The organism is Azospirillum sp. NS33 (genome assembly GCF_059703765.1).
On record NZ_BAAKJB010000007.1, the window covers coordinates 63,720 to 88,587 of the forward strand.

Here is a 24,868-nt window from a genome sequence, read left to right on the forward strand (position 1 = left end):
TCCGGGCCGCCTCACACCCCCTTCGCCCCCCGTGTGTCGGCGCCGTCCCATTTGGCGCCGCCACGCTGGGCGCCCTCCAGGGTGGCGTTCATCAGGCAGGCACCCGACAGCTTCGTGCCGGTGAGGTCGGCGTCGGTGAGATCGGCGCCGGTGAGCTTGGCCTTGGCGAAGTCGGCCCCGGCCAGCACGGCCTTGCGCAGCCGGGCGCGGGCGAGATCGGCGGGCCAGTCGTGGCCGCCGGCGATGGCCAGGGGGCCGACCCGCGCGGCCGTCAGGTCGGCCCCGTCGAGGGCCGCCCGCGCCAGGCACACCCCGCGCAGGTCGGCCGACCGCAGCAAGGCGCCCCGCAGGTCGGCCAGGGCGAGGTCCGCGGTGATCAGCGCCGCACCGGACAGGTCCGCGCCGACCAGACGGGCGTGCTTCAACACGGCGGCCGAGAGGTTCACGCCGCTGAGGTCGGCGCCCGACAGGTCCCGTTCCGACAGGTCGGCCCGGCTGCCGCGGCGGCCCTGGCTGGCGATCCACAAGTCGTGGCGCTCGATGATCTCGGCCAGTTCGTCGCCCAGCATGAGGCGGGCCTCCGCCAGGCGGGCGCCGGTCGTCCGGGCCAGCGACAGATCGACGCCGTCCATCAGGGCGCCCAGCATGTTGGCGCCTTCCAGCCGGGTGTGGCGCATCACGGTGCGGCTGAGGTTGGCCCCTTCCAGGTTGGCGCCGCCGAGGTTGGCCTCTGACAGGTCGGCGCCCTCGAGGTCGCAGCCGGTGAGATTGGCGTTGCGCAGGTCGGCGCGCACCAGACGGCTGCCGCGCATCACCGTGTCGCGCAGGTCCGTCTGCAGCACGAAGGAATCGGAGATCTTCGCCTGGCTGAGGTCGGAGCGCGCCAGCACCGCGGCCGAGAGATCGGACTTGGCGCAGGCGCGCACCAGCGGCCGCAGGTCGCCGCCGGACTGGGTCATCAGCAGGCCGTTGCGAAGATCGGCGAAGGACAGGTTGCAGCCGGCCATCATCGCGCCGCGGAACAGCGCGCCGCGCATGTCCGCCTGGCGGAAATCGGTGCGCAGCATCGAGGCGCGCCGCAGGTCGGCGCCGAACAGGGACGCCCCGCGCAGGTCCGCCGCGTTCATCCTCGCCCCCACCAGCCGGGCCCCGGTGAGGTCGGCCCCGGCCAGCCGCCGCCCGGAGAGATCGAGGAAGGACAGGTCCATGAGCTTCAGGATGGCGCGCGCGCCGGCCGGCCGCGACTCGACGAAGGCTTCGTGGCGGCTGAGGAACAGATCCAGCTCCTGTTGCGAGAGCCGCCGCCGGTCCGGCGGCGGGGCCACCGGGGTCTCGGTCGCGAGGGGGGCCGCCTCTGCCATGGGGTGCTCCGGAATACGAGAAAATCGTCGCAGGTCCCGATTGATATTTGACAGGAAATTGACACTCGTACAGCGTTTTGAGAGAGCCCTTGCGACAGCGGTTCGCGCCGACCGCCATGTGTGGCCGCGAAGCCGCGACGGCTTGACGCTGGGCGATTGCTTCCCCCAAATGATCCCCCGCCCCGTTGGCACCGCGACTTCGCCGAGCCTCCATGCCCCACACCCGCGACGGCCAGCTTCCGATCGCCCAGGCGCATCTTCGGTGCCCCTGATGGGGAATGGCGCCGTGCGCATGACCGTCTGGCCCGGACGGCCGTACCCGCTGGGCGCGGACTGGGACGGCTTCGGCGTCAACTTCGCCCTGTTCTCCGCGAACGCGGAGAAGGTGGAGCTCTGCCTGTTCGACATGGCCAGCCAGCGCGAGGTGGAGCGCATCGTCATGCCGGAGCAGACCGACGAGGTCTGGCACTGCTATCTTCCCGACGCCCGGCCGGGTCTGCTCTACGGCTACCGCGTCCACGGGCCCTACGATCCGGCCAACGGTCATCGCTTCAACCACCACAAGCTGCTGCTGGACCCCTACGCGAAGGCGCTGTACGGCAGCATCCGCTGGTCCGATGCCCATCATGGCTACCGCGTGGGGTCGACCCGCGAGGATCTCTCCTTCGACCGGCGCGACAACGCCCGCTCGATGCCCAAATGCCGGGTGGTCGACCGCGCCTTCACCTGGGGCGGCGAGCGCCGGCCCAACGTGGCCTGGTCGGAATCGGTCGTCTACGAAGCCCATGTCCGCGGCTTCACCATGCGCAACCCGGCGGTGCCGAAGTCGCTGCGGGGAACCTTCGCAGCGATGTCCACCCAGGGGGTGATCGACTACCTGCGTGCGCTCGGCGTCACGGCGGTGGAACTCCTGCCGGTGCACACCCACACCAACGACCGCTATCTCGTGAACCAGGGGCTGAACAACTACTGGGGCTACAACACCATCGGCTTCTTCGCCCCGGAACCCCGCTTCATGTCGTCGGGCGCGCTGTCGGAGTTCAAGACCATGGTGTCGCGCCTGCACGAGGCCGGCATCGAGGTCATCCTCGACGTGGTGTACAACCACACCGGCGAGGGCAACCACCTCGGCCCGACGCTGAGCTTCCGCGGCATCGACAACGCCAGCTACTATCGGCTGATGCCGGACGACCGGCGCTACTACATCGACGACACGGGCACGGGGAACACCTTGAACCTGTCGCACCCCCGGGTGCTGCAGATGGTGATGGACAGCCTGCGCTACTGGGTCACCGACATGCACGTCGACGGGTTCCGCTTCGACCTCGCGACGGTGCTCGGGCGGGAATCCTACGGCTACGACCCGGGGTCCGGCTTCCTCGACGCGGTCCGCCAGGACCCCGTCCTGGCGGGGGTGAAGCTGATCGCCGAGCCCTGGGACATCGGCCCCGGCGGCTACCAGGTCGGCAACTTTCCGCCGGGCTGGGCGGAGTGGAACGACCGCTACCGCGACACCGTGCGGGCGTTCTGGCGCGGCGACGAAGGCAAGCTGCCGGAACTGGCGGGGCGCATCGCCGGCTCGGCCGACCTGTTCGAGAAGCGCGGCCGCAAGGCGTGGTCGTCGGTCAACTTCGTCACCGCCCATGACGGATTCACCCTGGAGGACCTCGTCTCCTACAACGACAAGCACAATTGGGCCAATGGCGAAGGCAACCGGGACGGGCATTCCGCCAACTACTCCAGCAACTACGGGGCCGAGGGCGAGACCGACGATCTGCGCATCCGGCACCTGCGCGAGCGGCAGAAGCGCAACCTCCTGGCCACCTTGATGCTGTCGCAGGGCACGCCGATGATGCTGGCGGGAGACGAGATCGGCCACAGCCAGAGCGGCAACAACAACGCCTATTGCCAGGACAACGACCTGACCTGGATCGACTGGGCCCGCCGCAGCGCCGAATCCGCCGACCTGCTGGCGTTCACGCAGCGGCTGATCGCCTTGCGCAAGGCCCATCCGGCGTTGCGCCGGCCGACCTTCCTGCATGGCATGGCGTCGTCGGCGAACGGGCTGAAGGACATCGTCTGGTACACGCCGCTCGGCAACGAGAAGACCGCCGAGCAATGGCGCAACCCGCACGCCCGCTGCATCGGCGTGCTGTTGAACGGGCACGCCGGCGAATTCCTGTCGGCCGAGGGACGGCGGGTCGACGATGGCGTGCTGCTGATCGTCCTCAACGCCCACCACGACACGGTGTCGTTCGTGCTGCCGGCGGTGCCGGGGGGGCGGGGCTGGCGCTGCGTCCTCGACACCCGGGTGGCCGATGGCGCCGGTGACGGCCGCATGAATCTGTCGGGCCGCCCCGTCCCGGTGGATGGGCGGAGCACACTGGTGTTCCAACTCGTCGAAAGTCCCGGCAGCGATGTTGTTTCTGTCCGGTAACAATTAACCTGTGGTAGAGTGTCGGAGTGCGAACGGTCCAGCGTTGAGTGCTCGCCATGCCCGACTATGACTTTTCCCTTGTCGACGCGGCTGTCATCGATGGCCAATACGCCACCCAGCGCCTCTTTCGCGATGTGCTGAGCCGGCTCGGCCTGAAGTCGGTGGCGACCTTCGGGTCGACCGGCGATGCGGCGGTGGTGCTCACCTCGGCGACCCCGGACATCGTCCTGGTCGACGCCGATGGCGACGAGGCGGCGGCGTTCCAGTTCATCCGGGCCCTGCGCAACGAGCCGACAACCCCCAACCCGTACGCAGCCCTGATCGTTACGACATGGCAACCGACGCCGGCCCTCCTGCTGCGGGTGACCAACAGCGGAGCCGACGACCTCGTGGTGAAGCCGGTGTCGCCGAAGCAGGTCCAGGATCGCATCGCCACCCTGATCGAATCGCGCAAGCCGTTCGTGGTGACCGCCGATTACACCGGGCCCGACCGCCGCAAGTCGCCGCGGGAGGGCGCCCAGGTGCCGCTCATCGACGCCCCCAACACCCTGCGCCTCAAGGCGATGGGGCAGTGGTCGAGCATCAACCCCCGCCAGCGGATCGCCCAGACCAACACCCAGGTCAACAAGCAGAAGCGTCTGCGCGCGAGCGTCCAGGCGGCCTTCCTGGTCGAGTTCGCGGTGCCCGGGCTGGGGCGCGAGCCGCCGGACCGCATGGCGCTCGACCATCTCGCCCGCGTGCCGGGCGTGGTCGGCGACCTGCACCGCCGCCTGTCGGAGGGGGACGGCGGTAGCCGCAGCACCGTCGGCGGCCTGTGCCGCGCGTTGCGCGACGCGGTGGAGCAGCTCCGGTCCACCGCCGACAGCGGTGCCCTGGACGCCGCCGAGGTGTCGCGCATCCAGTCCTTGAGCCGGAGCCTGCTGCAGGCGGTCGACCCCGACCGTTCCCTGGAGGCGATGACGCAGGAGGTGGCGACCGCGGTCGCCGGCTACCGCCATCGCCTGGACCAGATCACCCAGGCGAAGGCGACGGAGGCCGCGCGCAGCGCCGCCGCCGGCGCCAAGGTCGCGACCGCGGAGTGACGCGGGCGTGTCAGCTGTTCATGGCGTGGAGGCGCCGCAGGTCCGTCAGGGTCAGCGCGGCGAAATCGGGCAGCACCGCGCGCGCCCCGGTGAAATCGTCGCCGTCGGTGAACACGCTTGTGCCGACCACCACGGCGATGCCGGCGGCCACCGCGGCGCGCACGCCGTTGGTGGAATCCTCCAGCGCGAGGCAGGCGGCGGCGGGAAGGCCGAGCCGCTCCAGCGCCACCCGGTAGACCATGGGGTCCGGCTTCTTGGACGGGGCGTCCTCGGCGCAGGCGAGGGTGGCGAACCAGCCATGACCCTCGCCGCCGGTGGCGCCGTCGAACAGGGCCTCCACGTTCGCCCGGGTCGTGGTGGTCGCCACCGCCACCCGCAGGCCGGCCGCTCCGGCTTCGGCGATGAGCCGGGCCACGCCGGGGCGCAGCGGCACGCCGCCGCGGCGCACGGACGCGGTGTAGTGCTCCGTCTTGCGGGCGTGCAGGCGCGCCACCAGCCCGTTCAGGTCGGGACCGAGGCGGGACGGGTCGTGGGCGGCGACGAAGGCGCGGATGCGCTCCTTGCCGCCCGACACTGCCAGCAGATCGCGGTACAACGCGCGCGCCCAGACCCAGGGCAGGCCGTGTTCGGCGAACGCCCGGTTGAACGCCGCACGGTGCGCCTCCTCGGTCTCGGCAAGGGTGCCGTCGACGTCGAAGATCAGGGCGCGCAGCGTGTCGGTCATCGGCTCGGCCCCTTCCGGTGTGCCGGCCATCCTTACCACCGCGGCCGGCCTCACGCCACCGCCCGGTCGGGCAGGGCCCGCGCCGGGCGCGGGTGCCCTCGCGCCGCCCGGGAGCCGCTGGGATGACCGCCTACGTCGTCGGGGTGTTCGCCGTCACCTATCTCGGCATGGCCCTCGGCCGCTTTCCAGGGGTGCGCGTCGACCGCACGGGCATCGCCCTCGTCGCGGCGATCCTGCTGCTCGCCGCGGGCGCCGTGTCCGCCGACCAGGCGGTCGACGCCATCGATTTCCCGACGCTGTTCGTGCTGTTCGGCCTGATGGTGCTGTCCGCGCAGTACGCGGCCAGCGGCTTCTACGACTGGGCGGCGTGGCGGATCGCCGCCGGGCGCGGCGCGCCGGAACGCCTTCTGGCGCTCACCGTGCTCGTCGCCGGGGTGCTGTCGGCGGTTCTCGCCAACGACGTCGTCGTCTTCGCGATGGTCCCCATGCTGTGCCACGGCCTGCGGCGGCGCGGCCTCGCCCCACAGCCGTACCTGATCGCGCTGGCCGGGGCCGCCAACGCGGGCTCCGCTGCGACGGTCATCGGCAACCCGCAGAACATCCTGATCGCCCAGTCCGGCGACCTGGGCTTCTGGCCGTTCCTGGCGGTGTGCGGCGTGCCGGCCCTGCTGGGCATGGCCTGCGTCCACGCCGTGGTGTGGTGGCAATGGCGCGGACGCTGGTGGACGGCGCCGGCCCAGGGGGAGGCCGGCCCCTCGCCGGCCCTGGCCCGCTGGCCGATGGCCAAGGCGATGGCCGCGACCGTCGGGCTGCTGGCGCTCTTCGCCACGCCGCTTCCCCAGGTCACGGGCGTGCTGATCGTCGCCGGGGCCATGCTGGTCAGCCGCAGCCTGGCCAGCCGCACCATGCTGGGCATGGTCGACTGGCACCTGCTGGTGCTGTTCGCGGGGCTGTTCGTGGTCACCCAGGCGCTGGCCGACACCGGGCTGCCGGCCGGCGTGGTGGACGCGCTGGCGGCGCGCGGGCACCTGCCGGACTCGCTGGCCGTGCTGGCGCCCCTGGCGCTGGTCGCCAGCAACACCGTCGGCAACGTGCCGGCGGTCCTCCTCCTGCTCGCGGCCTGGCCGGGGCCGCCGGAGGGGGCGCTTCTCGGGCTGGCGGTGCTGTCGACCCTGGCCGGCAACCTGGCGCTTCCCGGAAGCCTGGCGAACATCATCATGGCGGAACGCGCCGCCGCCCTGGGCGTGCGGGTCGGCCTGGCCGAGCACGCCCGGTGCGGCGTTCCGATCACGCTGGCGTCGATGGCGCTCGCCAGCGCCTGGCTGTGGGGGCTGGGGCTGCTGCCGGCGTGGTGACGCCGGGGGGCGCCGGACCGGCCGGCGCGCGGCCGGTCAGTCGGCGGTCTGGTGCTGCGGAACCTTGCCGCCGGGAGCGGGCAGGGCGGTGTCCTCGTGGGGATCGCGCAGCACGTAGCCGCGGCCCCACACCGTTTCGATGTAGTTGTCGCCCTGGGTCGCCGCCGCCAGCTTCTTGCGGAGCTTGCAGACGAAGACGTCGATGATCTTCAGCTCCGGCTCGTCCATGCCGCCGTAGAGATGGTTGAGGAACATCTCCTTGGTCAGGGTGGTGCCCTTGCGCAGGGAGAGCAGCTCCAGGATGCCGTACTCCTTGCCCGTGAGATGCAGGGGCTGGGTGTCCACTTCGACCGTGCGGGTGTCCAGGTTAACGGTCAGGCGGCCGGTGCGGATGAGGCTGTCGGAGTGGCCCTTGGACCGGCGGACGATCGCCTGGATGCGGGCGATCAGCTCGCGCTTGTCGAAGGGCTTGGTCAGGTAATCGTCGGCGCCGAAGCCCAGCCCCTTGATCTTGTTGTCCATTTCCGACAGGCCGGAGAGGATCAGGATGGGGGTGGTGACCCGCGCCGCGCGCAACCGGCGCAGCACCTCGTAGCCGTCGATGTCCGGCAGCATGAGGTCGAGGATGATGATGTCGTAGTCGTAGAGCTTTCCGATTTCGAGCCCATCTTCGCCCAAGTCCGTGGAATCGACGATGTACCCTTCCGATTGAAGCATCAGCTCGATGCTCTTCGCGATGGACGAATCGTCCTCGACCAGCAGTACCCTCATGGCCTTTTCCCAACCTGTGGCAAGGTGCCGTTCCGTACCCGAGCCCGAACCGGATCGGGGCTGTCCGGGAGCGGACGACCTGCCACCCCAACAGCCCACATCCTCATGTTTACACAAGTTAACAGACGATTCAGCTTAACGCCAGCCTCGAGTTGGTTCACGACTCGTTAAGCATTCCGGACGATCATGGCGGAGCCGACCGGTCTGGTGGCCGGCCGCCGTGCCGCTGAGGGCACCCCCGGTTCGCCCGGTCCCTTTTCGAGACAACCGCGAACGCACGCCCGTGCCCGCCGACGTAGCCCGCCTCCTCGACGACATCGACGCGCTGCCCGACCACCGGCGGTTCGGCCGGGTGACGGCCGTGCTCGGCCTGCTGGCGGAGGTCGGCGGGATCGAGAAGGAGCTGTCCATCGGCGGCCGCTGCGTCATCGAATCCCGCGACGGCCGCCGCATCCCGTGCGAGGTGGTGGGTTTCCGCCAGGCGCGCGCCCTGCTGATGCCGTTCGGCTCGCTCGATGGCGTCGGGCTCGGGTGCCGGGCGCTGGTGTCGGACGGCCAGCCGGTCATCTATCCCTGCCACGCCTGGCTCGGCCGCGTCATCAACGCCCTGGGCGAGCCGGTGGACGGCAAGGGGCCGCTGCCCCGCGGCACCCGGCCGGTGCCGATCCGCAACAGCCCGCCGTCGGCCCACACCCGCCAGCGGGTGGGGGGGAAGATCGACCTCGGCGTGCGGGCGATCAACACCTTCCTCACCTGCTGCCTCGGCCAGCGCATGGGCATCTTCGCCGGATCCGGCGTCGGCAAGTCGTCGCTGATGTCGATGCTCGCGCGCTACTCCAGCGCCCAGGTCGCGGTGATCGGCCTGCTGGGGGAGCGCGGGCGCGAACTCCAGGAGTTCATCAGCGAGGACCTCGGCGACGAGGGGTTGGGACGCAGCGTCGTCGTCTGCGCCACCTCCGACGAGCCGCCGCTGATGCGCCGCCAGGCCGCCTACATGACCATGGCGGTGGCCGAGTACTTCCGTGACGAGGCGATGGACGTGCTGTGCATGATGGACAGCGTGACCCGTTTCGCCATGGCGCAGCGCGAGATCGGGCTGTCGGCCGGCGAGCCGCCGACCACCAAGGGCTACCCGCCCACCGTGTTCGCCGAGTTGCCCCGCCTGCTGGAGCGGGCCGGGCCGGGGGCGGCGGGGGCGGGCACCATCACCGGGCTGTTCACGGTCCTGGTCGAGGGCGACGACCACAACGAACCGATCGCCGACGCGGTGCGCGGCATCCTCGACGGGCACATCGTGCTGGACCGGCAGATCGGCGAGCGCGGGCGCTATCCCGCCATCAACATCCTGCGCAGCGTGTCGCGGACCATGCCGGGATGCAACTCCGAGGCGGAGAACCAGATCGTCGCCGCGGCCCGCCAGTTGCTGGCGTCCTACGACAACATGGCCGAGATGATCCGCCTCGGCGCGTACCGGCGCGGCTCCGACCAGGAGGTCGACCTCGCCATCCACTTCCAGCCGGCCTTGGAGGCCTTCCTGCGCCAGAGCAAGCGGGACAACACGAGCCTTGCCACCGGGTACTCGATGCTGGCTGAGATTCTAGGGGTGCCCTGGCAGTGAATTCGCTGAAGACCGTGATCCGCCTGCACAAGTGGCAGCTCGACGAGAAGCGCCGCGCGCTGGTCGAGTTGCAGACGCTGGGCGACCGGCTGCGCAGCGAGGCGGAGAAGCTGGAGCAGGAGATCGTCCACGAGCAGGAGACCGCGCTGGCCGACGGCGAGGTGGCGTTCGGCTATGCCAGCTTCGCCCGCGCCGCCCGCGACCGCCGCCAGCGCCTTGCCGATTCCATCGATCAGGTCGAGAGCCAGATCGCCGCGGCCACCGAGGCCATGGCCGAGGCCTTCCAGGAGCTGAAGCGCTTCGAACTGGCGGAGGAGGAGCGGGTCCGCCGCGAGGCGGACAAGCTGAAGCGGCGCGAGGCGGCGGTGCTCGACGAGACCGCCCTGGTCGGCTTCCGCCGCCGCCAGCAGGAAAGCGGCACCGGGGTGTGACAGCCGGCGGGGGCCGGCAATCGGGGAGATGGCATGGCGGGAGCGGCGTCGCGCTTCAAATGGTCGGACTTCATGGTGCGCTGGTTGTTCGTGTTCGCCTTGCTTCAGGCGACCTACAACCCCACCGGCTACCACTACGTCGCCTGGCTGACCGAGCCGGGCTGGGCCCATCTCCCGTTGAAGGCCTTCGTGGGGGTGGTGCTGCTGATCGTCATCATCTTCATCGCGGGCATGGCGCTGCGCACGCTGACGCCGATCGGCGTGCTGTCCGCCGTGGTCTTCTTTTCCGGCCTGAGCTGGGCCGGCTACAGCCTCGGGGTGCGGTTGCCGACCACCGCGCTGACGGTGATGTGGGTGCAGGTGGCGACCGCCACGGCGTTGACCGGGGGCATGAGCCTGGGCTTGTTCCGCCAGGCGCTTTCCGGTCTCATCACGCCGTCGGAGAACCACTGATCACAATCAGGCCCGGGATCGCGCGGGACCAGGGAGCGAGCATGAGCGGACACGGCGCCGGTCGCCTCTACCGGGTGACCGGGTTGGGCGGCCACATCGACGTCTACGAGGACCGGGTGGAGATCCACCGCGGCGGGGCCCTGCAGTTCTTCCTGGAGGTCTTCAATCTCTACGACGGGGACACCGAGACGGTGATCGCGCGGGACAAGATCACCGCCGTCACCCTGGTCGAACCCTGGTTCTGGCCGGGCTATGTCCGGTTCTCCTACGACGGGGCGACCGACCGCTGGCCCGACTACTGGCAGGACGCGATGACCCCGAACGCCCTGATGATGGGCTACATCGACAACCGGGGCTTCCATCGCCTAAAGAAGTTGCTGGACGCGCGCGCCTAGGGCGTGGTCGAGTCCGCGCGGGATTGCCGGGGGAGTCTGCATGGCCGGGGCGGTGCCTCGTTTCAAATGGTCGGATTTCGTGGTCCGGTGGTTGTTCGTGTTCGCCCTGGAGGAGGCCACCTACAACCCCACCGGCTACCACTACGTGGCCTGGCTGACCGCGCCCGACGACGGGCTGTTCCCGGTGAAGGTGTTCGTCGGGGCGGCGCTGCTGATCCTCCACGTCTTCGTCACCGCGATCGCGCTGCGCACGCTGACCCCCATCGGCGTGCTGTCGGCGATCGCCTTCTTCTCGGCCCTGAGCTGGGCCGGCTACAGCGTCGGCGTGCGCCTGCCGACCACCGATCTGACGATCATGTGGGTTCAGGCGGCGGTGGCCACGGCCTTGACCGGCGGCGTCTGCCTCGCCCTGTTCCGCCAGCACGTGTCGGGGCTGATCACGCCGTCGGAGGAGGGCGGGCATGTCTAGGCGCGGTCGGCCTGGTGACGGGGCGTAGGCGGGGGCGGCATGGTCGAAGAGCTGATCCCCGCCCTGTGGCGGACCGCCGAACTGGCGGGGTTGGTGCTGCTGCCGCTCCTCGCCTGGTCGATGGGCCGCAGGGTGCTGCACGCCATCGACACCATCGAGTACTTCGCGGTGCCCGGCATGATGCGCTTCAGCTTCCTGTCCGGCGCCATCACCGGCCTGCTGCTGCTGGTGGTCAACCACGACCCGGCGTATTACGAGTTCGAATCGGTGTTCCACGCCGGCGGCCCTTGGGACGTCAGCTTTGCCGAGCTGTTCACCTTCTGGCTCGACCCGGCCCGCTACCCGCCCCACGCGCTGTGGCTGCGCGTCCGGGGCCTCGACACCGGTGATCCCGTCACCGTGTTCGCCCTGATGGCCGCCACCCTGGCCGCCCTGGTGGTGCTGGGCAGCGTGCGCTTCTTCGGGTCCGGTGCGCCGCGCGCCCTGGTGGAGAGCGTGGTCATCTGGTTCTGGGGCCTGGGCATGGCGGTGTACGTGGTGTGCGCCGCGACCTGGACGCTCCACGTGCTGAACTTCTGGGCCCTGGTGCTGGCCTTCTTCCTCTACCGCTACTTCAATCTGAAGGCGGGCCATTGAGGCGGGTTGGGGCCGCCGCCACCAGCGCCAGGGCCGCCACCGCCATGCCGGCCATCCACCAGGCCTGCCACACGCCGTAGGCGGTGCTGAGCATGGCGAGGGCGGCGGCGAACACGGCCAGGGCGTAGGGTTGGGCCGACGGCTCCAGCCGCCGGCTGGCGGCCAGCAGGGCCGCCGCCACGGCCCACGCGGCCAGGGCGCCGAGGGCCCCCAGTTCCAGCCAGATCTGCAGCATGGCGTCGTGGGGGTGGAGGGGAAGCAGGGTGTCCGCCCCGCCGGAGAAGCGGGACACCGCACCGTCCGCCGCCAGCGCCCGCGAGGCGTCGATGCCGTGGCCCAGGAGCGGGGCCTCGAGCGCCCGGTCGGCGGCGGCGATCCAGATCTCGACGCGGTGGCGGGCGGAGCGGAACAACCAGTCGGCGTCGACGAGCCCGGCACCGTCGAGGACGCTTGCCAGGGGAAGGACGCCGGCGAACGCCGCGGTGACGAGCAGCGCGAGGGCGGCGCGGGTCACCGCCGCGGACCACAGGGCGACGGCGAAGGCGAGGGCCGCCGCCGCCATGCCGAGCACCGCGGACCGGCTGGTGGACACCAGGGCGAGACCGGCGTACGCCGCGGGAACCGCCAGTGCCCAGCGGCCCCAGAGCTGGCGCAGGGCGAGCGCGGCCGGCCAGCTCACCAGCGCCAGCAGGGCGGCGGCGCGTTTGGGCACGTTGCCGCCGGCGACCGCGACCTCCGCCGGCACCCCGTTCCAGCTGCGGTGGATGGGAAAGTCGAAGGCGAGTTCCACCGCGAAGATCAGCATCCCGGTGACCGCCCCCAACGCCATGGCGACGGCGACCCGCCGGACGGACGCCGCGGGCATGGCGGCCAGGGCCGTTGCGCCGAGCACCGCGGCCCCGGCGACGTACGCGATCTCCAGCACGGTGGCGGCGGCGCGGCCGGAGGGGCTCCACGCGACGCTGGCGGCGGCCACCGCGACCAGGGCGGCCAGAGCGCCCGCGATCGCGGTGCGCGGCCAGACGGCGCGGTGCCACAGCGCGGCGAGGGCCGCCAGCAACACGACGATGGTCCACGCCGCCATCCCGCGTGGCGCCACCGCGGCCAGCGGCCCGGCGAGGAACGCCAGGGCGACCGCGGCCGCGACCGCCCTGCGGTCTGACGGCGGCGCGTCCGTCGGGGCGGAGCGGGCGGCGTGTTCGGTCATGTCGGCTCGTCGGGCGATGAAAGGCGGCGGGCCTGCTTATCAGGGGCCGGGGGTGAATTCAACGCGGCCGATCCGGCCTCTACAGCGGGCCCAGGCGGGCCATCAGCACCGGGTTGTCCCAGCCGGGCTGACGGTCCTCGACGACCACGCGGTGGCCGGGGGCGCCGTCGCGCGCCACGCGCACCTCGAGCCAGCGCGGCACCACCTCGTTGTTGAGGTCCTCGAGCACGCCCAGGGCCAGCGCCTCGGGCTCCGCCGGACCCTCGGCAAGGGCGTCGAGGTAGGCGGAAAAGCCGTCGGCCGTCAGCACCCAGCGGTCGGGAACGTAGCGGATCTCCAGGTGGAGCCCGGGCCGGGCCGGGCCGTCGAGCGACACCATGTAGTCGTGCCGGGCGTCGGGGTTGCCGGCGATGGCGAGGCGCGCGCGGCGCTGCCGGCCGGTCATGCGGTGACCGTCGTCGAGCGGCCCGACCGGGCCAGCTTCACCCAGGCCTTGGCACCGACCTGGAAGGACAGGCCGCCGCCGTAGCCGACCGCTTCGAGGCTGTCGGTGAACACCGCGAGCAGGTCGCCCCGCAGCGATGACGGGAGCGGGTTGGGGCTGCGCAGGATCAGGTCGAACCGGCGCTCCCGCACCATGCCGTCGAGCTGGAGAGGCCCGAGGCGGCTGAGCTCCACCTCGATGAGGAAGCGGCTGCCGCGCTCCTTCTCGCCGCCGCCGCCGCCGCCCGCCTCGTCCTGGTGGAGCGGCCGGACGTGCAACTGGAGCGGTGCCAGCGCCTGGCCGTCGAACATCGGCACCGTGTAGGGCCGCCAGTCGCCGGGGGCGGGCTCCGCCGCCTGGGTGCGCAGGCCGCGGAACTCACGGTCGAGGCGGGCCAGGAGATCGCCGCGACCGCCCCGTTCCAGCGCCGTCGCGGCCTCGTCGCCCAGCCAGCCGCGGGCGCTGCCGCCGCGCACCGCGGCCAGGAAGAAACTGAGCGCGGCGCCCAGCTTGCGGTTGGGCTGCGGCACGACGCTGTTCATCACCGTGCGGGCGATCCCCGGGTCGAGGGCGGCCAGGGCCGCCAACGCCTCGCGCAGGGTCGGCCATTCGCGGCCGGGCAGGGCGGCCTCGCCCTCCGCGGAGAGGCCGGCGAGCGCCGCGGCCGGGTCGCTCACCACGGCGGTGATCTGGGTGCCGGGCGGCAGAGTCGCGCGCGTGTTGAGGGCGAGCATGCCCTGCGGCGTCGCCAGGATCGGTTGGCCGCGGGAGGTCGCGCCGGCCACCGTCCCGCCGACCGTCGGCTCGTCGGCCGACAGCGCCGCGGCGATTCCGGCACTGGGGTCCCCGCCGGGCGGCGTCACGGAGAGCACGCGCAACGCCACGGTGGCGCCCTGGGTCAGCAGCGGCACCGCTGTGGAGGGCGGCGTGGGCGCGGACGGTGCCGGCGGCCCTGACCTGCCGGCGACCGGATTGGCTGCCACGGGCTCGGTGGCGACGCCTGCGCCCGACGGCGGCGCAGTGCCCGTCTGCGTTGCGGTGCCTGTCTGCGTTGCGGTGCCTGTCTGCGTTGCGGTGCCTGTCTGCGTTGCGGTGCCCGACGGCGTTGCGGCGGATGGCGTCGCGGCGGTGCCCGGCAGCGGGATCGGCCGGCTGGCGGCACCGGCGTCCTGCGGCAGGACCGGCGCGGGCTGGCCGGCGGCGGGCGGGGTGGTCGCGCCGGGCGCCGCCGGCGGGGAGGCCCCGGCCGGGGTGCCCGCGGAGGGCGGGGGCAGGGCGCCGGTTGCCGGCGGGGCGGCGGCGGGGTGTGCCGCACCGGGCATCGTCGGGACGGCCCCGGCCGCCGGGGGCGGCACCGCCGCGGTCATGCCGGGAGTGGGAGGGGCGCCCGGGAGCGTGTTCGGCGCCGTGGCGACCGGCGCCGCGGCTCCCCCCGGACCGACGACCGGCGGTGCCGGGGGCGGGGTGGGCGATGCTGTCGCCGTCGCCGCGGCGATCACGGTGGCCGGCACGAGGGCCCCCGCGACCAGGGTCGGGCGCGTCGCCAGCGGGGCGCCGGCCAGGGTCAGGGCGTTGGTCAGCAGGCTCAGCACCACGCCGGGCTGCGGCGCGGGCGCGGCGGGCGGGGCTTGGGGGGCGCCGGCGGCGGCGGCCGGGGCGGCGTACACCACCGCACGCCCCGGCGGCTGGCCGGCGGCGATCTGCAGCGTCACCGGCTTGTCGGCGGGCAGGGGGACGGGCGATCGCACCTGGATCTCGCCGGCCTGGGTGCGCACGCGCACCAGCCCGTCGGCGCCGGTGCCGGCCACCGTCCCGCTCACCACCACCGGGCGTGGCAGGTTGGCCAGGCGGTCCGGCACCTTGGCGATGGAAACCTCGGCCAGCGTCGCCGGCGCCGGGCCGGCCGGTGCGGCCGCGGCCGGCGTCGGCGCCGGGGGTGGAACGCTGCCGCTCATGGCCGGCGTTCCCCGCCGCGCTCAGTCGCGCAGCAGGCGCTGGGCGATCGCCTGGACATCGCCCGCGGCGTCGCTGCCGGGGGACCGGGTGAGCAGCGGGATCTGGTTGCGGATCGCGTCGCGCACCTTGAGGTCGCGGCGCACGATGCCGGCCAGCGGCGGCTTGAACTTCAGGAAATTGGTGCAGGCCTTGAGGATCGTGTTGTAGGTGCGTTCACCCTCCTTGAGGCTCTGGGCGACGTTGACGACGATGCGCAGGTCGGCGTTGGGGTTGGTGGCGTGGGTGAGCTTGATGAACGCGTAGGCGTCGGTCAGCGACGTCGGCTCGTCCGTGGTGACGACCAGGGTCACCCCGGCCGGTCCGCACAGGGTGCGGACCGTGCGGTCGACGCCGGCGCCCATGTCCATCACCACGTTGTCGTACTTGCGCGCGAGGTCGAGGAGGTCGTTGCGCAGCGACGACAGGCGCTGGCTGGGCAGGGTGGCGAGCGTGCCCGAGCCGGAGCGGCCGGCGATGATGTCGAATCCGCCGTCGGGAAAGCGCTGCGCCGCGCGCTGCAGGGTCACCGATCCGTCGATCACCTGGCCGAGGTCGTGCTTGGGCGCGAACCCCAGTTGGATGTCGACGTTGGCGAGTCCGAGGTCGCCATCGAACAGCAGGGTGTTGCGCCCCAGGCGGGCCAGGGCGTGGACCAGCGTGATCGAGAACCACGTCTTGCCGACCCCGCCTTTCCCGCTCGCGACGGCGATCACGTTGGCGCCGCGCAACGGCCGGACATTGCTGGAGGCGGTGGCCTGGAAAACCGGTTCGGTCATGGGAGGGTCCTCGACGACGGGGAACTCAGCGCGTGGGCGGATGCGGCGGCCTTGGTCTTCTTCGGCTTGGCGGGGGGCGGCTGCGCCGCCTTCTTCTCCTCCCCCGGCATCATCATGCGGGCGAGCGCCACGGGGTTGAGCGTGGTCAGGCCCTCGGCCACCTTCGGCGCCACAGTGCAGTCGCACAGCGCAAGACGGGCACGGAAGGCGGCGGTGAGGATGCTGCCCAGCCGGCGTGTCGCGTCGAGCCGGGTCACCAGCATACGGCGCACGCCGAGCGCGCGGAAGATCTGGCCGATCTCCGACGCCTCCATGGCGTCGATGCCGGCGGGAAGGACCAGCACCGGTTCCACCGCCTCGGCCGCGATCAGCGCCTTGAGGTCGGCCATGTCCTCGGCGTCGAACGGGTTGCGGCCGGCGGTGTCGACCAGGATCAGGTCGGTCTCGCGGCTCATGGCGATCGCGCCGTGCAGCGCCTCGGGGTCTTCCACGGTGTGCAGGCGCACCTTCATCAGACGCATGAAGGCGGCGAGCTGGTCGACGCCGCCGGCGCGCACCGTGTCGGTGGTGATCACGCTGACGCTGCGGCTCTTGAAGACGGCGCGCGCCGCCAGCTTGGCCACCGTCAGGGTCTTCCCCGACCCGGGCGGGCCGACCAGCACCAGCGGCTTCTGCCCGGGCCGGCCTTCGGCCAGGGGGTGGAAGGTGAAGACCGCGTCGAGCGCGGCGCCCAGCGCCAGGGTCGGGTCGTCGGTGTCGAGCCCGGCCGCGGCGTCGATCAACTGCTCGGCCAGCGCGGCCGGCACGCCGTGGCGATGGAGCGCGTCGGCCACCGCCTCGCTGACGTCCACCTCCGGCTCGACCGGGGCGGCGGGGGCGGTGACGGTGCGGCCCTGGCCGTGCGGGTGGTCGTCCTCCTCCACCGCCGCGGTGACGCGCACGCCGCCGCCTTCCTCCTCGCGCGTCGCGACGATGATGGCGTCGTCGCCGAGCGTCTGGCGGACCTGGCGCATCGCCTCCGACATGGACTTGGCGTGGAAGGATTTCAGCCGCATCGGCGCACCTCCGTCCGGCGGTCACCGATCACGGCGGCGGCGGTGCGGTGCGGCAGCGGACGGCCCATCAGATCACCCCCAGGGTCTTGATCTTCGCCTTGGGATGGATCTCGTTCTGCGACATGACCACGGTCGACGGACGGAACCGCTCGACGATGGAGCGGACGTAGGGCCGGATCAGCGGACTGGTCAGCAGTACGGGGGTCTCGCCCATCATCGCGTGTCGCTCGAAGGTCTGGCGCACCGAGGTGATGAACTGCTGCAGCCGGCTTGGCGCCATCGTCAGCTGCCGTTCGTCGCCGTCGCCCATGAGCGACTCCGCGAACGCATTCTCCCATTCCGGCGACAGGGTGACCAGCGGAATGAATCCCATCTCGTTGGCGCAGGAGTCGCAGATCTGCCGGGCGAGACGCGACCGCACGTGTTCGGTGATCTGGGTGATGGACCGCGTCTGGCCGGCGGCCTCGGAAATCCCTTCCAGGATGGTGGGAAGATCGCGAATCGACACGCGCTCGCCCAGCAGGTTCTGGAGCACGCGCTGCAGCCCGCCCACCGTGATCTGCTGCGGCACCACGTCGGCGACCAGCTTCTGGTGCTCCTTGTCCATCTCGTCCAGGAGCTTCTGGGTCTCGGTGAAGGACAGCAGCTCCGGCATGTTGTCCTTGATGGTCTCGGTGAGATGGGTGGTGATGACGGTCGACGGGTCGACCACCGTGTAGCCGCGGAACAGGGCCTCCTCGCGGTAGCCCGGTTCGATCCAGATGGCCGGCAGGCCGAAGGTCGGCTCCACCGTCTGCTCGCCGGGAAGGCTCATGGCCTCGCCGCGGGGGTCCATCACCAGCAGCATGTTGGGCCGGATGTCGCCGCGCCCGGCCTCGATCTCCTTGACCCGGATGACGTAGACGTTGGGCGGGAGCTGCAGGTTGTCCTGGATGCGCACCGCCGGCATGACGAAGCCGACCTCGCCGGCGATCTGGCGGCGCAGCCCCTTGATCTGGTCGGTCAGGCGGTGGCTTCCCGCCTGGGGCTGGTTGATCAGCGACAGCAGGCCGTAGCCCAGTTCCAGCCGGATCAGGTCGATCGCCAGGGCGGTGGCGATCGGTTCGTCGGCCACCGGGGCCGGGCCGCCGCCCGGGCCGGCGCCCGCCGCCTCGGCCTCGGCCACCTCGCGCTCGGCGTCCGCCTGCTCCTTGCGGGCCCGCATCTTCGGCAGGAAGTAGGCGGCCGCCCCGACCAGCCCGATGACCGGCAGGAAGGTGAAGATGGGCATTCCCGGCAGCAGGGCCAGCGACACGATGGCCAGGGTCGACAGGCCGAGCGCTGCGGGATGGCCGGTGAGCTGCCCGACCACCGCCTTGTCGGTGGAGCCGCCGGCGCCCGCCTTGGACACCAGGAAGCCGGCGGAGATCGAGATCACCAGGGCCGGGATCTGCGACACCAGGCCGTCGCCGACCGTCAGCTTCGTGAAGGTGTCGAGCGCCTCCATGACCGGCATGTCGTAGCGCAGCACCGCCACGGTGACGCCGCCGATGACGTTGATGAACATGATCATCAGGCCGGCGACGGCGTCGCCCTTCACGAACTTGGAGGCGCCGTCCATCGAGCCGAAGAAGGCGCTCTCGTCCTCCAGCTCCTTGCGGCGCGCCCGCGCCGTGGCCTCGTCGATCATGCCGGCGGACAGGTCGGCGTCGATCGCCATCTGCTTGCCGGGCATGGCGTCCAGGGTGAACCGGGCGGCGACTTCGGCGATGCGCCCGGAACCGGCGGTGATCACCTTGAAGTTCACGATCGTCAGAATGCCGTAGACGATCACGCCGATGACGAAGTCGCCGCCCATCACGAAGCCGGCGAAGGCCTGGATGACCTGTCCGGCGGCGTCCGTGCCCTCGGAGCCGTGCTGCAGGATGAGCCGGGTCGACGCCATGTTCAGCGACAGCCGCAGCAGGGTCGTGATCAGCAGGATCGTCGGGTAGGACGACAGGTCCAGCGGCTTCTCGATGAACAGCACGACCATCAGGATCAGGATCGAGATGGTGATGTTGAAGGCCAGCATCATGTCGAGGACGATGGCCGGCATCGGCATGATGAGGCCGACGACGATCAGCACGATGCCGAACGCCATCACCAAGTCGCCGCGCTTCAGCTGCCGCTTGGCGAATCCCAGCATGTCGCCGAGGGCGGCGGCATTGCCACGCCCGCCGCCTCCTCCGCCGCCTTCGGGTTCCGTGTGTTCGGTGAGCGCCATCGCCGCTGCCGTGCCCCGTGCCTGCCGCCGTTACGAACGTCCGTCTAACACCGACCGCCGGTTCACACCATCGCCCGTTCCTCGGAGCCGGGCGGCGGCACCGGGACGCCCTCCTCGTTGTACTGCTTGAGCTTGTTGCGCAGGGTGCGGATCGAGATGCCGAGGATGGTGGCCGCGTGGGTGCGGTTGCCGAAGCAGTGGCTCAGCGTTTCGATGATCAGGTCCCGCTCCACGTCGGCCACGGTGCGGCCGACCAGCGACGCCAGCGGCGCCCCTCCCGCCGCGCCCTGGGGGGCCGTGGCGGGCGGGGCCGGCCGGGCGGACTGGCCCGGCGGCGGCGCGTGGTTGGCGTAGGCGGCGTAGGGGTTGCCCGCCGGCATGGGGCGGGCCGGCGGCACCGTTCCCGAGGGGTAGGCGAAGGGGTTGGCCACCGGCGACCCCGACGGGATGGACGCCTGGGCGGAGCCTTCCGGGGCCAGCAACTGACCCGACAGCATGATCGCGTCGGGAACGATGACGTCGCCCCGCGACAGCAGGACGGCGCGGTGCACGGTGTTCTCCAGCTCGCGCACGTTGCCGCGCCAGTGGTGGCCCTGCAGCTTGGCCATGGACTCCGCCGACAGCGACTTTTCCGGCACGCTGTTGGCCTCGGAGTACTTTTTCACGAAGTGCTCGGCGATGGTCGGGATGTCGAGCGGCCGCTCGCGCAGCGCCGGCAACGGGATCGAGAGCACGTTGAGCCGGAAGAACAGGTCCTCGCGGAAGTTGCCGGCCTGGACCTCGGCCTCCAGGTTGCGGTTCGAGGTGGCGATCAGGCGGACGTTGATCTTGACCGGCTGGGAGGAGCCGATGCGGTCGATCTCCCGCTCCTGGATGGCGCGCAGCAGCTTGGCCTGCAGGCGCGGGTGCATCTCCGACAGCTCGTCCAGCAGCAAGGTGCCGCCGTTGGCCTCCTCGAACTTGCCGATGCGCCGGGCCACGGCGCCGGTGAAGGCACCCTTCTCGTGGCCGAACAGCTCCGATTCCAGGAGGTTCTCGGGGATCGCCGCGCAGTTCACGGCGACGAACGGCTCGTTGGCGCGTCGGCTCTTGCGATGGATGTAGCGGGCCATCAGCTCCTTGCCGGTGCCGGACTCGCCGGTGATCAGCACGGAGGCGTCGGAGGGGGCGATCTGTTCGGCGAGTTGGAGCACCGCATGCATCGCCGGGTCGCGGCAGACGATGGCGTGGCTCTCCTCGGCGACCGCCGACAGGACCGCGGCGATCAGCTCGGCGTCCGGCGGCAGGGGGATGTACTCCTTGGCCCCGGCCCGGATGGCCCGCACCGCGGCGGCGGCGTCGGTGCCGATGCCGCAGGCCACCACCGGGATGGTGATGCGCTCGGCCTTCAGGCAGTCGACGAAGCGGGCGATGTCCAGCTTGACGTCGATCATCACCAGATCGGCCCCGGCGGCGGCGCGCAGGGCGTTGAGCGCACCCTCGATGCTGTCGGTGTGGGACACCTTGGCGCCGCGCTGCATGGCGATCTTGCCGGCGGCGGTGATGTACCCTTCCAACGTTCCAACGATCAACAGACGCATCGCTTTACGCTCCCCTCGGGAGTTCCCGGTCGAAGTACTGGATCCGCCGCGACGGCGGCAGGACGGTGTTGAGCAGCATTTCCAGGCGGCGAGGATTCTCCTGGCGCGCCATGGACACCGCTCCGATGGTGTAGAGGGTCTTGACCAGCGCCTCCTCCTCGGAGGCGCGTTCGACCTTGCCGGCCAGCGGCGTCAGCACGACGCTGCCCAGCACCGCTCCGTAGAAGGTGGTCAGCAGGGCCAGCGCCATGGCCGGGCCGATGCTGCTGGGGTCGTTCAGGTTTCCCAGCATCTGCACGAGGCCGACCAGGGTGCCGATCAGGCCCATGGCCGGCGCCACCTCGGCTGCCCGGCGCAGCACCGCGGCGCTGCGCGCCCGGCCGGCCGCCGCGGCCTCGGCCTCGCCGCCGAGGACGCGCTCCAGGTCGTCGGCGGGATGCCCCTCGACGATCAGCGACACGCAGCGGTGCAGGAACGGCTCGCCGCGCAGGTCGGGAAGGACGCCCTGGAGCATCTCCGGCCCGGCCCGGCGCACCGCCTCGGCCAGCAGCAGCACCCGGCGCGCCACCGCCCGCGGGTCGTGTGTCTTCTGGACCAGCACCAGCAGCCCGTCGCGCCAGGCCGCCGCGACGTCGCCCAGCGCGTAGCCGGCGGTGGTCACCGCCACGGTGCCGCCCAGCACGATCAGCATCGACGGGGCGTCGACGAACGCCCCGGGCGCGCCACCCAGGACGACGGCGGCGACGATGACGCCGACCGCCGCGGTCAGCCCGACCAGGGTCGCCGCGTCGAGCCCGCCGCGCGGGCGCACGCCACCGCCCGTCGCCGGAGCGGCGGCGGGGCGGCCGGTGTCGGCGGTGTCGCGCGCGATGGTCATCCCCGGTCCGATTTGATGATTTCGGTCATGGTCACGCCCAGCCGGTCCTCGACGACGACGACCTCGCCGCGCGCCACCAGGCGGTTGTTCACGTAGATGTCGATGGCCTCGCCGACCTTGCGGTCCAATTCGACCACCGCGCCGCGGCCGAGCTTCAGGAGCTGGCTGACCTGCATGGTCGACTTGCCGAGCACGGCCGAGATCTGCACCGGGATGTCGTAGACCGCCTCCAGGTCCTTGGTCGGGCCGAGGCCGGTCTCGTATTCGGCGAGATCGCTGCGCGCCGCCGCGTCCAGCTCGTCGAGGGAAAAGTTGTCCTTGGCCATTCAGCTCTCCGAAGCGCCGGTTTCAGGCAGGGGGCGCGACGAGAAGCCGCGCCGCGCAATGTTCGATGTCGGCCAGCAGGCGGGCGGTGTCGCGCTCCACCCCGCCCTCGGCCCATTCGATGCGGCAGTCGCCCGGCGCCACCGCGGGATCGGCCACCACCATCAGCTTGGCGCCGAAGCCGCGGCTGTCCGACAGCGCGCCGAGCTGCTCGCCGACCGCCGCCTGGACGTCGCCGGCGACGCGGACGATCAGGCGCGGCTCGTCGATCAGCTCCATCACACAGCCGCGCACCAGCGCCTCCACCTCGGCCAATCCGCCGCGCCGCGCCAGTTCGGGCATCAGCTTGCGGACCATGGCCAGGGCGATGTGCACCGGCTGGTCGCGGCGCATCGCGTTGGTCGCGTCGCGCTCGCTCAACAGGCGGTCGACCCCGGCGGCGACGCGCTGCAGCGCGTCGGCGACCTTCGCCTCGGTCGTCGTCGCCATCTCCGCCCGGCCGGCCTGGAGTCCGTCGTTGCGTCCGGCGGCGTGCCCCTCAGCGAAGCCCTTGCCGTAGCCGGCGGAGCTTCCCGCCGTCTGGCCCTCGGCGAAGCCGGCGGCGCGGGCGGCCGCCACGTCCTGCTCGGTGAACACCGGGGGCGGCGGCGCCTCGGGTTCCGCCTCGGGCTCGGGCTCCTCCGGAAGATAGTCGTCCGGCTCGGCGCGGCTCCGCCCGCCGTCGACGTCGAAGGATTCGTCGAACAGGAACTTGCGGACCGACGTCATGCGGTCACCCGGTCAGGCAGCGGGACGGGCGGAGCGCGGTGCGGCGCGGGGCGTGCGGAGCGGTCCATGGCTCAGCTCTCCTGGTACAGCCAGTTGCGCAGGATCGACACCGCTTCCTCGGGGTGCTTCTCGACGATCTCGCCGACCTTGCGCAGGGAGGAGGCGCGGACCCGCCCCTCGACGCGGTTGATGTCGATCATCTGCTCCAGCTCCTCGTCGGCCTGCGCGGCCTCCAGCGCGAGGTCCTGGGCCAGCGCGCCGGTGGGACCGGCCAGCGCCGCGGGCATGCCGGACTGGTCGGTCAGCAGGCGGTCCATCTCGTCGTCGTCGTCGGCCTCGGCCTTCTCGAAGGCGCGGGTGATCAGGGGACGGATGACCAGAAGGATGATGAGGACGGCGACGATGCCCAGCACCACCATCTCGGCGATGCGGAAGATGTCGTCCTTGGTCAGGCCCATGAACAGCTCTTCGGGCTTGGGAAACTCGTCCTCCGGCGTCGAGAACCGCATGTTGATGACTTCGAGGCTGTCGCCCCGCACGGCGTCGATGCCGACCGCCGAGCGGACCAGCGCGCGGATGTTGTCCATCTCCTGCTCGCTGCGCGGCTGGAAGGCCGGCGCCCCGCCGGCCTCGGCCGGCTGGTAGGTGCCGTCGACCAGCACCGCGACGGAGAGGCGGCGCACCTGGCCGGTCTCGCGCACATGGCTCTTGGTCGTGCGGCTGATCTCGTAGTTGACGGTCTCCTCGCTGCGCTCCTGCCGGTTGGACGAGATCGGGCCGGCGCTGTCGGAGCCGGTCTGCGCCGTCGGCAGGTTCTGGTCGACGGTCACCGGGGCCAGCGGGTCGCGGTCCTGGCTCTCGTTGTTCTCCGTGACGGTCTGGGTGGATCGCACCACCTGGCTTTCCGGATCGTAGATCTCGGACTGGGTGGTGATGCGGTCGTAGTCGAGGTCGGCGGACACCTCGGCGCGCACCTTGCCGTAGCCGACGGTGCGCCCCACCAGCTCCTCGATGGTGCGGGCGAGGCGGCCCTCGTAGGCCAGCTTCTTCTCCTCGGCGGTGGCCATGAGCAGCTCTTCGCTGTTCTGGCCCATGCCGCGGGCGAGCAGGTTGCCGCCGTCGTCGACGATGGACACCTGGGTCGGCTCCAGATTCGGCACCGACGCGGCGATCAGGTGCTGGATCGCCAGGATGTTCTCGCGCGACGGCTTGGCCCCCGGCTTCATCTTCAAGAAGACGCTGGCGGTCGCCGGGTTCTGGGCGCGCGCGAACAGCTCCCGCTTGGGCAGCACCAGGTGGACCCGGGCGGTCTGCACCCCGGCCAGGGTCGACACGGTGCGCGCCATCTCCCCCTCCAGCGCGCGGAGGTGGTTGATGTTCTGGATGAAGGCGGTGGCGCCGAAGCCCTCGGACTTGTCGAACAGCTCGTAGCCGACCGACCCCCCCGACGGCAGGCCGGCCTCGGCCATGCGCATGCGCACCGGCCCGACCTGCTCGGCCGGGACCATGATCTTGGTGCCGCTCTTGTCGACCTCGTAGGGGATCTTGGCGTCGTCCAGCATCTTGCCGATGGCCGCCGCGTCGGAGGCCGCGAGCTCGCCGTACAGCAGCTCCATGTCGGTGGTCGACAGACGGGTCGTCAGGTAGATGAAGAATCCGATCAGCAGGAGGCCGACGCCGCCGATCGCCGCGAGGCGCGTCGGCCCGAGATTGCGCAAGGTCTGCAGCAGGTTGTTCACGCGTCGTCCCCGATCGGGTGGCTCCGGCCCCCCGCGATCGGGGTTCGCAACCGATGGTCCCAAAGATGGGAGCCGAGCGGACTGCA

General features: G+C 71.6%; 23 protein-coding genes. 9 read left to right on the top strand and 14 right to left on the bottom strand.

Going from position 1 to position 24,868, the window contains the following annotated elements; all coding sequences use genetic code 11:
• Positions 1–11: 11 nt before the first annotated feature.
• The gene (locus AC6H2I_RS08650; protein WP_497500197.1) at positions 12–1,361 is read right to left on the bottom strand and encodes a pentapeptide repeat-containing protein; all 1,350 of its coding nucleotides are present in this window, start codon (positions 1,359–1,361) and stop codon (positions 12–14) included.
• 292 nt (positions 1,362–1,653) lie between these two features.
• On the opposite strand from AC6H2I_RS08650, the gene glgX reads away from it, so the two are divergent.
• The gene (gene glgX / locus AC6H2I_RS08655; protein ID WP_497500198.1) at positions 1,654–3,798 is read left to right on the top strand and encodes a glycogen debranching protein GlgX; all 2,145 of its coding nucleotides are present in this window, start codon (positions 1,654–1,656) and stop codon (positions 3,796–3,798) included.
• Positions 3,799–3,854: 56 nt separating this feature from the next.
• Positions 3,855–4,880, top strand: a complete 1,026-nt coding sequence (locus AC6H2I_RS08660; RefSeq protein WP_497500199.1) for a response regulator — start codon at positions 3,855–3,857, stop codon at positions 4,878–4,880.
• A gap of 10 nt (positions 4,881–4,890) precedes the next feature.
• Here the strand turns inward: AC6H2I_RS08660 and AC6H2I_RS08665 are convergent, their stop codons facing one another.
• Positions 4,891–5,634 carry an HAD-IA family hydrolase gene (locus AC6H2I_RS08665; protein WP_497500200.1) on the bottom strand — a complete coding sequence of 248 codons (744 nt, stop codon included), beginning with the start codon at positions 5,632–5,634 and terminating at the stop codon, positions 4,891–4,893.
• A 92-nt stretch (positions 5,635–5,726) separates the two neighbouring features.
• Between AC6H2I_RS08665 and AC6H2I_RS08670 the strand changes: the two genes are divergently transcribed.
• A complete protein-coding gene (locus AC6H2I_RS08670) occupies positions 5,727–6,959 on the top strand; it encodes an SLC13 family permease (RefSeq protein ID WP_497500201.1) in 1,233 nt (410 codons plus the stop codon).
• A gap of 36 nt (positions 6,960–6,995) precedes the next feature.
• Here the strand turns inward: AC6H2I_RS08670 and ctrA are convergent, their stop codons facing one another.
• Positions 6,996–7,730: a response regulator transcription factor CtrA gene (gene ctrA / locus AC6H2I_RS08675; RefSeq protein WP_497500202.1), complete on the bottom strand. Its 735-nt coding sequence runs from the start codon at positions 7,728–7,730 to the stop codon at positions 6,996–6,998.
• 283 nt (positions 7,731–8,013) lie between these two features.
• On the opposite strand from ctrA, the gene fliI reads away from it, so the two are divergent.
• The 6 genes from fliI to AC6H2I_RS08705 all read left to right on the top strand — a co-directional run bounded on the left by fliI (position 8,014) and on the right by AC6H2I_RS08705 (position 11,732).
• Positions 8,014–9,348 carry a flagellar protein export ATPase FliI gene (gene fliI, locus AC6H2I_RS08680; RefSeq protein WP_497500203.1) on the top strand — a complete coding sequence of 445 codons (1,335 nt, stop codon included), beginning with the start codon at positions 8,014–8,016 and terminating at the stop codon, positions 9,346–9,348.
• Positions 9,345–9,779, top strand: coding sequence for a flagellar FliJ family protein (locus AC6H2I_RS08685; protein WP_497500204.1), 435 nt, complete (start codon positions 9,345–9,347; stop codon positions 9,777–9,779). Before fliI ends, AC6H2I_RS08685 begins: the two co-directional genes overlap by 4 nt.
• Before the next feature lie 33 nt (positions 9,780–9,812).
• Complete coding sequence (locus AC6H2I_RS08690; RefSeq protein ID WP_497500205.1) at positions 9,813–10,232, top strand: DUF6524 family protein; 420 nt, start codon at positions 9,813–9,815, stop codon at positions 10,230–10,232.
• A 41-nt stretch (positions 10,233–10,273) separates the two neighbouring features.
• Positions 10,274–10,627: a hypothetical protein gene (locus AC6H2I_RS08695; protein WP_497500206.1), complete on the top strand. Its 354-nt coding sequence runs from the start codon at positions 10,274–10,276 to the stop codon at positions 10,625–10,627.
• Between the two features lie 79 nt (positions 10,628–10,706).
• Positions 10,707–11,096 (top strand): DUF6524 family protein, encoded by a 390-nt coding sequence (locus AC6H2I_RS08700; protein ID WP_497500207.1) that lies wholly within the window; start codon positions 10,707–10,709, stop codon positions 11,094–11,096.
• 39 nt (positions 11,097–11,135) lie between these two features.
• On the top strand, positions 11,136–11,732 hold the full coding sequence (locus AC6H2I_RS08705; RefSeq protein ID WP_497500208.1) for a hypothetical protein: 597 nt from the start codon (positions 11,136–11,138) through the stop codon (positions 11,730–11,732).
• Here the strand turns inward: AC6H2I_RS08705 and AC6H2I_RS08710 are convergent.
• The 11 genes from AC6H2I_RS08710 to fliF form a co-directional block, all read right to left on the bottom strand.
• Entirely contained in the window at positions 11,710–12,939 is a 1,230-nt protein-coding gene (locus tag AC6H2I_RS08710) for an O-antigen ligase family protein (protein ID WP_497500210.1), read from the bottom strand. The genes AC6H2I_RS08705 and AC6H2I_RS08710 overlap by 23 nt on opposite strands.
• 79 nt (positions 12,940–13,018) lie before the next feature.
• Positions 13,019–13,384, bottom strand: coding sequence for a hypothetical protein (locus AC6H2I_RS08715; protein ID WP_497500212.1), 366 nt, complete (start codon positions 13,382–13,384; stop codon positions 13,019–13,021).
• Entirely contained in the window at positions 13,381–15,378 is a 1,998-nt protein-coding gene (locus tag AC6H2I_RS08720) for a hypothetical protein (protein WP_497500214.1), read from the bottom strand. Before AC6H2I_RS08720 ends, AC6H2I_RS08715 begins: the two co-directional genes overlap by 4 nt.
• Positions 15,379–15,399: 21 nt before the next feature.
• Positions 15,400–16,194 carry a MinD/ParA family protein gene (locus AC6H2I_RS08725; RefSeq protein ID WP_497500215.1) on the bottom strand — a complete coding sequence of 265 codons (795 nt, stop codon included), beginning with the start codon at positions 16,192–16,194 and terminating at the stop codon, positions 15,400–15,402.
• The gene (locus tag AC6H2I_RS08730) at positions 16,191–17,249 is read right to left on the bottom strand and encodes a flagellar biosynthesis protein FlhF (RefSeq protein ID WP_497500216.1); all 1,059 of its coding nucleotides are present in this window, start codon (positions 17,247–17,249) and stop codon (positions 16,191–16,193) included. The genes AC6H2I_RS08725 and AC6H2I_RS08730 overlap by 4 nt, the downstream gene beginning before the upstream one ends.
• A gap of 67 nt (positions 17,250–17,316) precedes the next feature.
• Entirely contained in the window at positions 17,317–19,494 is a 2,178-nt protein-coding gene (gene flhA / locus AC6H2I_RS08735; protein ID WP_497500218.1) for a flagellar biosynthesis protein FlhA, read from the bottom strand.
• A gap of 62 nt (positions 19,495–19,556) precedes the next feature.
• Complete coding sequence (locus AC6H2I_RS08740; protein WP_497500219.1) at positions 19,557–21,074, bottom strand: sigma-54-dependent transcriptional regulator; 1,518 nt, start codon at positions 21,072–21,074, stop codon at positions 19,557–19,559.
• A gap of 4 nt (positions 21,075–21,078) precedes the next feature.
• Positions 21,079–21,951, bottom strand: coding sequence for a motility protein A (locus AC6H2I_RS08745; RefSeq protein ID WP_497500221.1), 873 nt, complete (start codon positions 21,949–21,951; stop codon positions 21,079–21,081).
• Positions 21,948–22,277 carry a flagellar motor switch protein FliN gene (gene fliN, locus AC6H2I_RS08750; RefSeq protein WP_497500222.1) on the bottom strand — a complete coding sequence of 110 codons (330 nt, stop codon included), beginning with the start codon at positions 22,275–22,277 and terminating at the stop codon, positions 21,948–21,950. The genes AC6H2I_RS08745 and fliN overlap by 4 nt, the downstream gene beginning before the upstream one ends.
• Before the next feature lie 22 nt (positions 22,278–22,299).
• Positions 22,300–23,043, bottom strand: a complete 744-nt coding sequence (locus tag AC6H2I_RS08755) for a FliH/SctL family protein (RefSeq protein ID WP_497500223.1) — start codon at positions 23,041–23,043, stop codon at positions 22,300–22,302.
• A gap of 71 nt (positions 23,044–23,114) precedes the next feature.
• A complete protein-coding gene (gene fliF / locus AC6H2I_RS08760; protein ID WP_497500224.1) occupies positions 23,115–24,782 on the bottom strand; it encodes a flagellar basal-body MS-ring/collar protein FliF in 1,668 nt (555 codons plus the stop codon).
• Positions 24,783–24,868 lie beyond the last annotated feature (86 nt).

Excerpts from the sequence above, each read along its gene's own strand:
- AC6H2I_RS08710 (WP_497500210.1), bottom strand. The coding sequence starts at position 12,939 with ATGACCGAACACGCCGCCCGCTCCGCCCCGACGGACGCGCCGCCGTCA.
- AC6H2I_RS08705 (WP_497500208.1), top strand. The coding sequence starts at position 11,136 with ATGGTCGAAGAGCTGATCCCCGCCCTGTGGCGGACCGCCGAACTGGCG.
- AC6H2I_RS08740 (WP_497500219.1), bottom strand. The coding sequence starts at position 21,074 with ATGCGTCTGTTGATCGTTGGAACGTTGGAAGGGTACATCACCGCCGCC.
- flhA (WP_497500218.1), bottom strand. The coding sequence starts at position 19,494 with ATGGCGCTCACCGAACACACGGAACCCGAAGGCGGCGGAGGAGGCGGC.
- AC6H2I_RS08745 (WP_497500221.1), bottom strand. The coding sequence starts at position 21,951 with ATGACCATCGCGCGCGACACCGCCGACACCGGCCGCCCCGCCGCCGCT.
- AC6H2I_RS08730 (WP_497500216.1), bottom strand. The coding sequence starts at position 17,249 with ATGCGGCTGAAATCCTTCCACGCCAAGTCCATGTCGGAGGCGATGCGC.
- AC6H2I_RS08715 (WP_497500212.1), bottom strand. The coding sequence starts at position 13,384 with ATGACCGGCCGGCAGCGCCGCGCGCGCCTCGCCATCGCCGGCAACCCC.
- fliN (WP_497500222.1), bottom strand. The coding sequence starts at position 22,277 with ATGGCCAAGGACAACTTTTCCCTCGACGAGCTGGACGCGGCGGCGCGC.
- AC6H2I_RS08695 (WP_497500206.1), top strand. The coding sequence starts at position 10,274 with ATGAGCGGACACGGCGCCGGTCGCCTCTACCGGGTGACCGGGTTGGGC.
- AC6H2I_RS08725 (WP_497500215.1), bottom strand. The coding sequence starts at position 16,194 with ATGACCGAACCGGTTTTCCAGGCCACCGCCTCCAGCAATGTCCGGCCG.
- AC6H2I_RS08690 (WP_497500205.1), top strand. The coding sequence starts at position 9,813 with ATGGCGGGAGCGGCGTCGCGCTTCAAATGGTCGGACTTCATGGTGCGC.
- glgX (WP_497500198.1), top strand. The coding sequence starts at position 1,654 with ATGACCGTCTGGCCCGGACGGCCGTACCCGCTGGGCGCGGACTGGGAC.
- ctrA (WP_497500202.1), bottom strand. The coding sequence starts at position 7,730 with ATGAGGGTACTGCTGGTCGAGGACGATTCGTCCATCGCGAAGAGCATC.
- AC6H2I_RS08650 (WP_497500197.1), bottom strand. The coding sequence starts at position 1,361 with ATGGCAGAGGCGGCCCCCCTCGCGACCGAGACCCCGGTGGCCCCGCCG.
- AC6H2I_RS08660 (WP_497500199.1), top strand. The coding sequence starts at position 3,855 with ATGCCCGACTATGACTTTTCCCTTGTCGACGCGGCTGTCATCGATGGC.
- AC6H2I_RS08720 (WP_497500214.1), bottom strand. The coding sequence starts at position 15,378 with ATGAGCGGCAGCGTTCCACCCCCGGCGCCGACGCCGGCCGCGGCCGCA.
- AC6H2I_RS08670 (WP_497500201.1), top strand. The coding sequence starts at position 5,727 with ATGACCGCCTACGTCGTCGGGGTGTTCGCCGTCACCTATCTCGGCATG.
- AC6H2I_RS08665 (WP_497500200.1), bottom strand. The coding sequence starts at position 5,634 with ATGGCCGGCACACCGGAAGGGGCCGAGCCGATGACCGACACGCTGCGC.
- AC6H2I_RS08755 (WP_497500223.1), bottom strand. The coding sequence starts at position 23,043 with ATGACGTCGGTCCGCAAGTTCCTGTTCGACGAATCCTTCGACGTCGAC.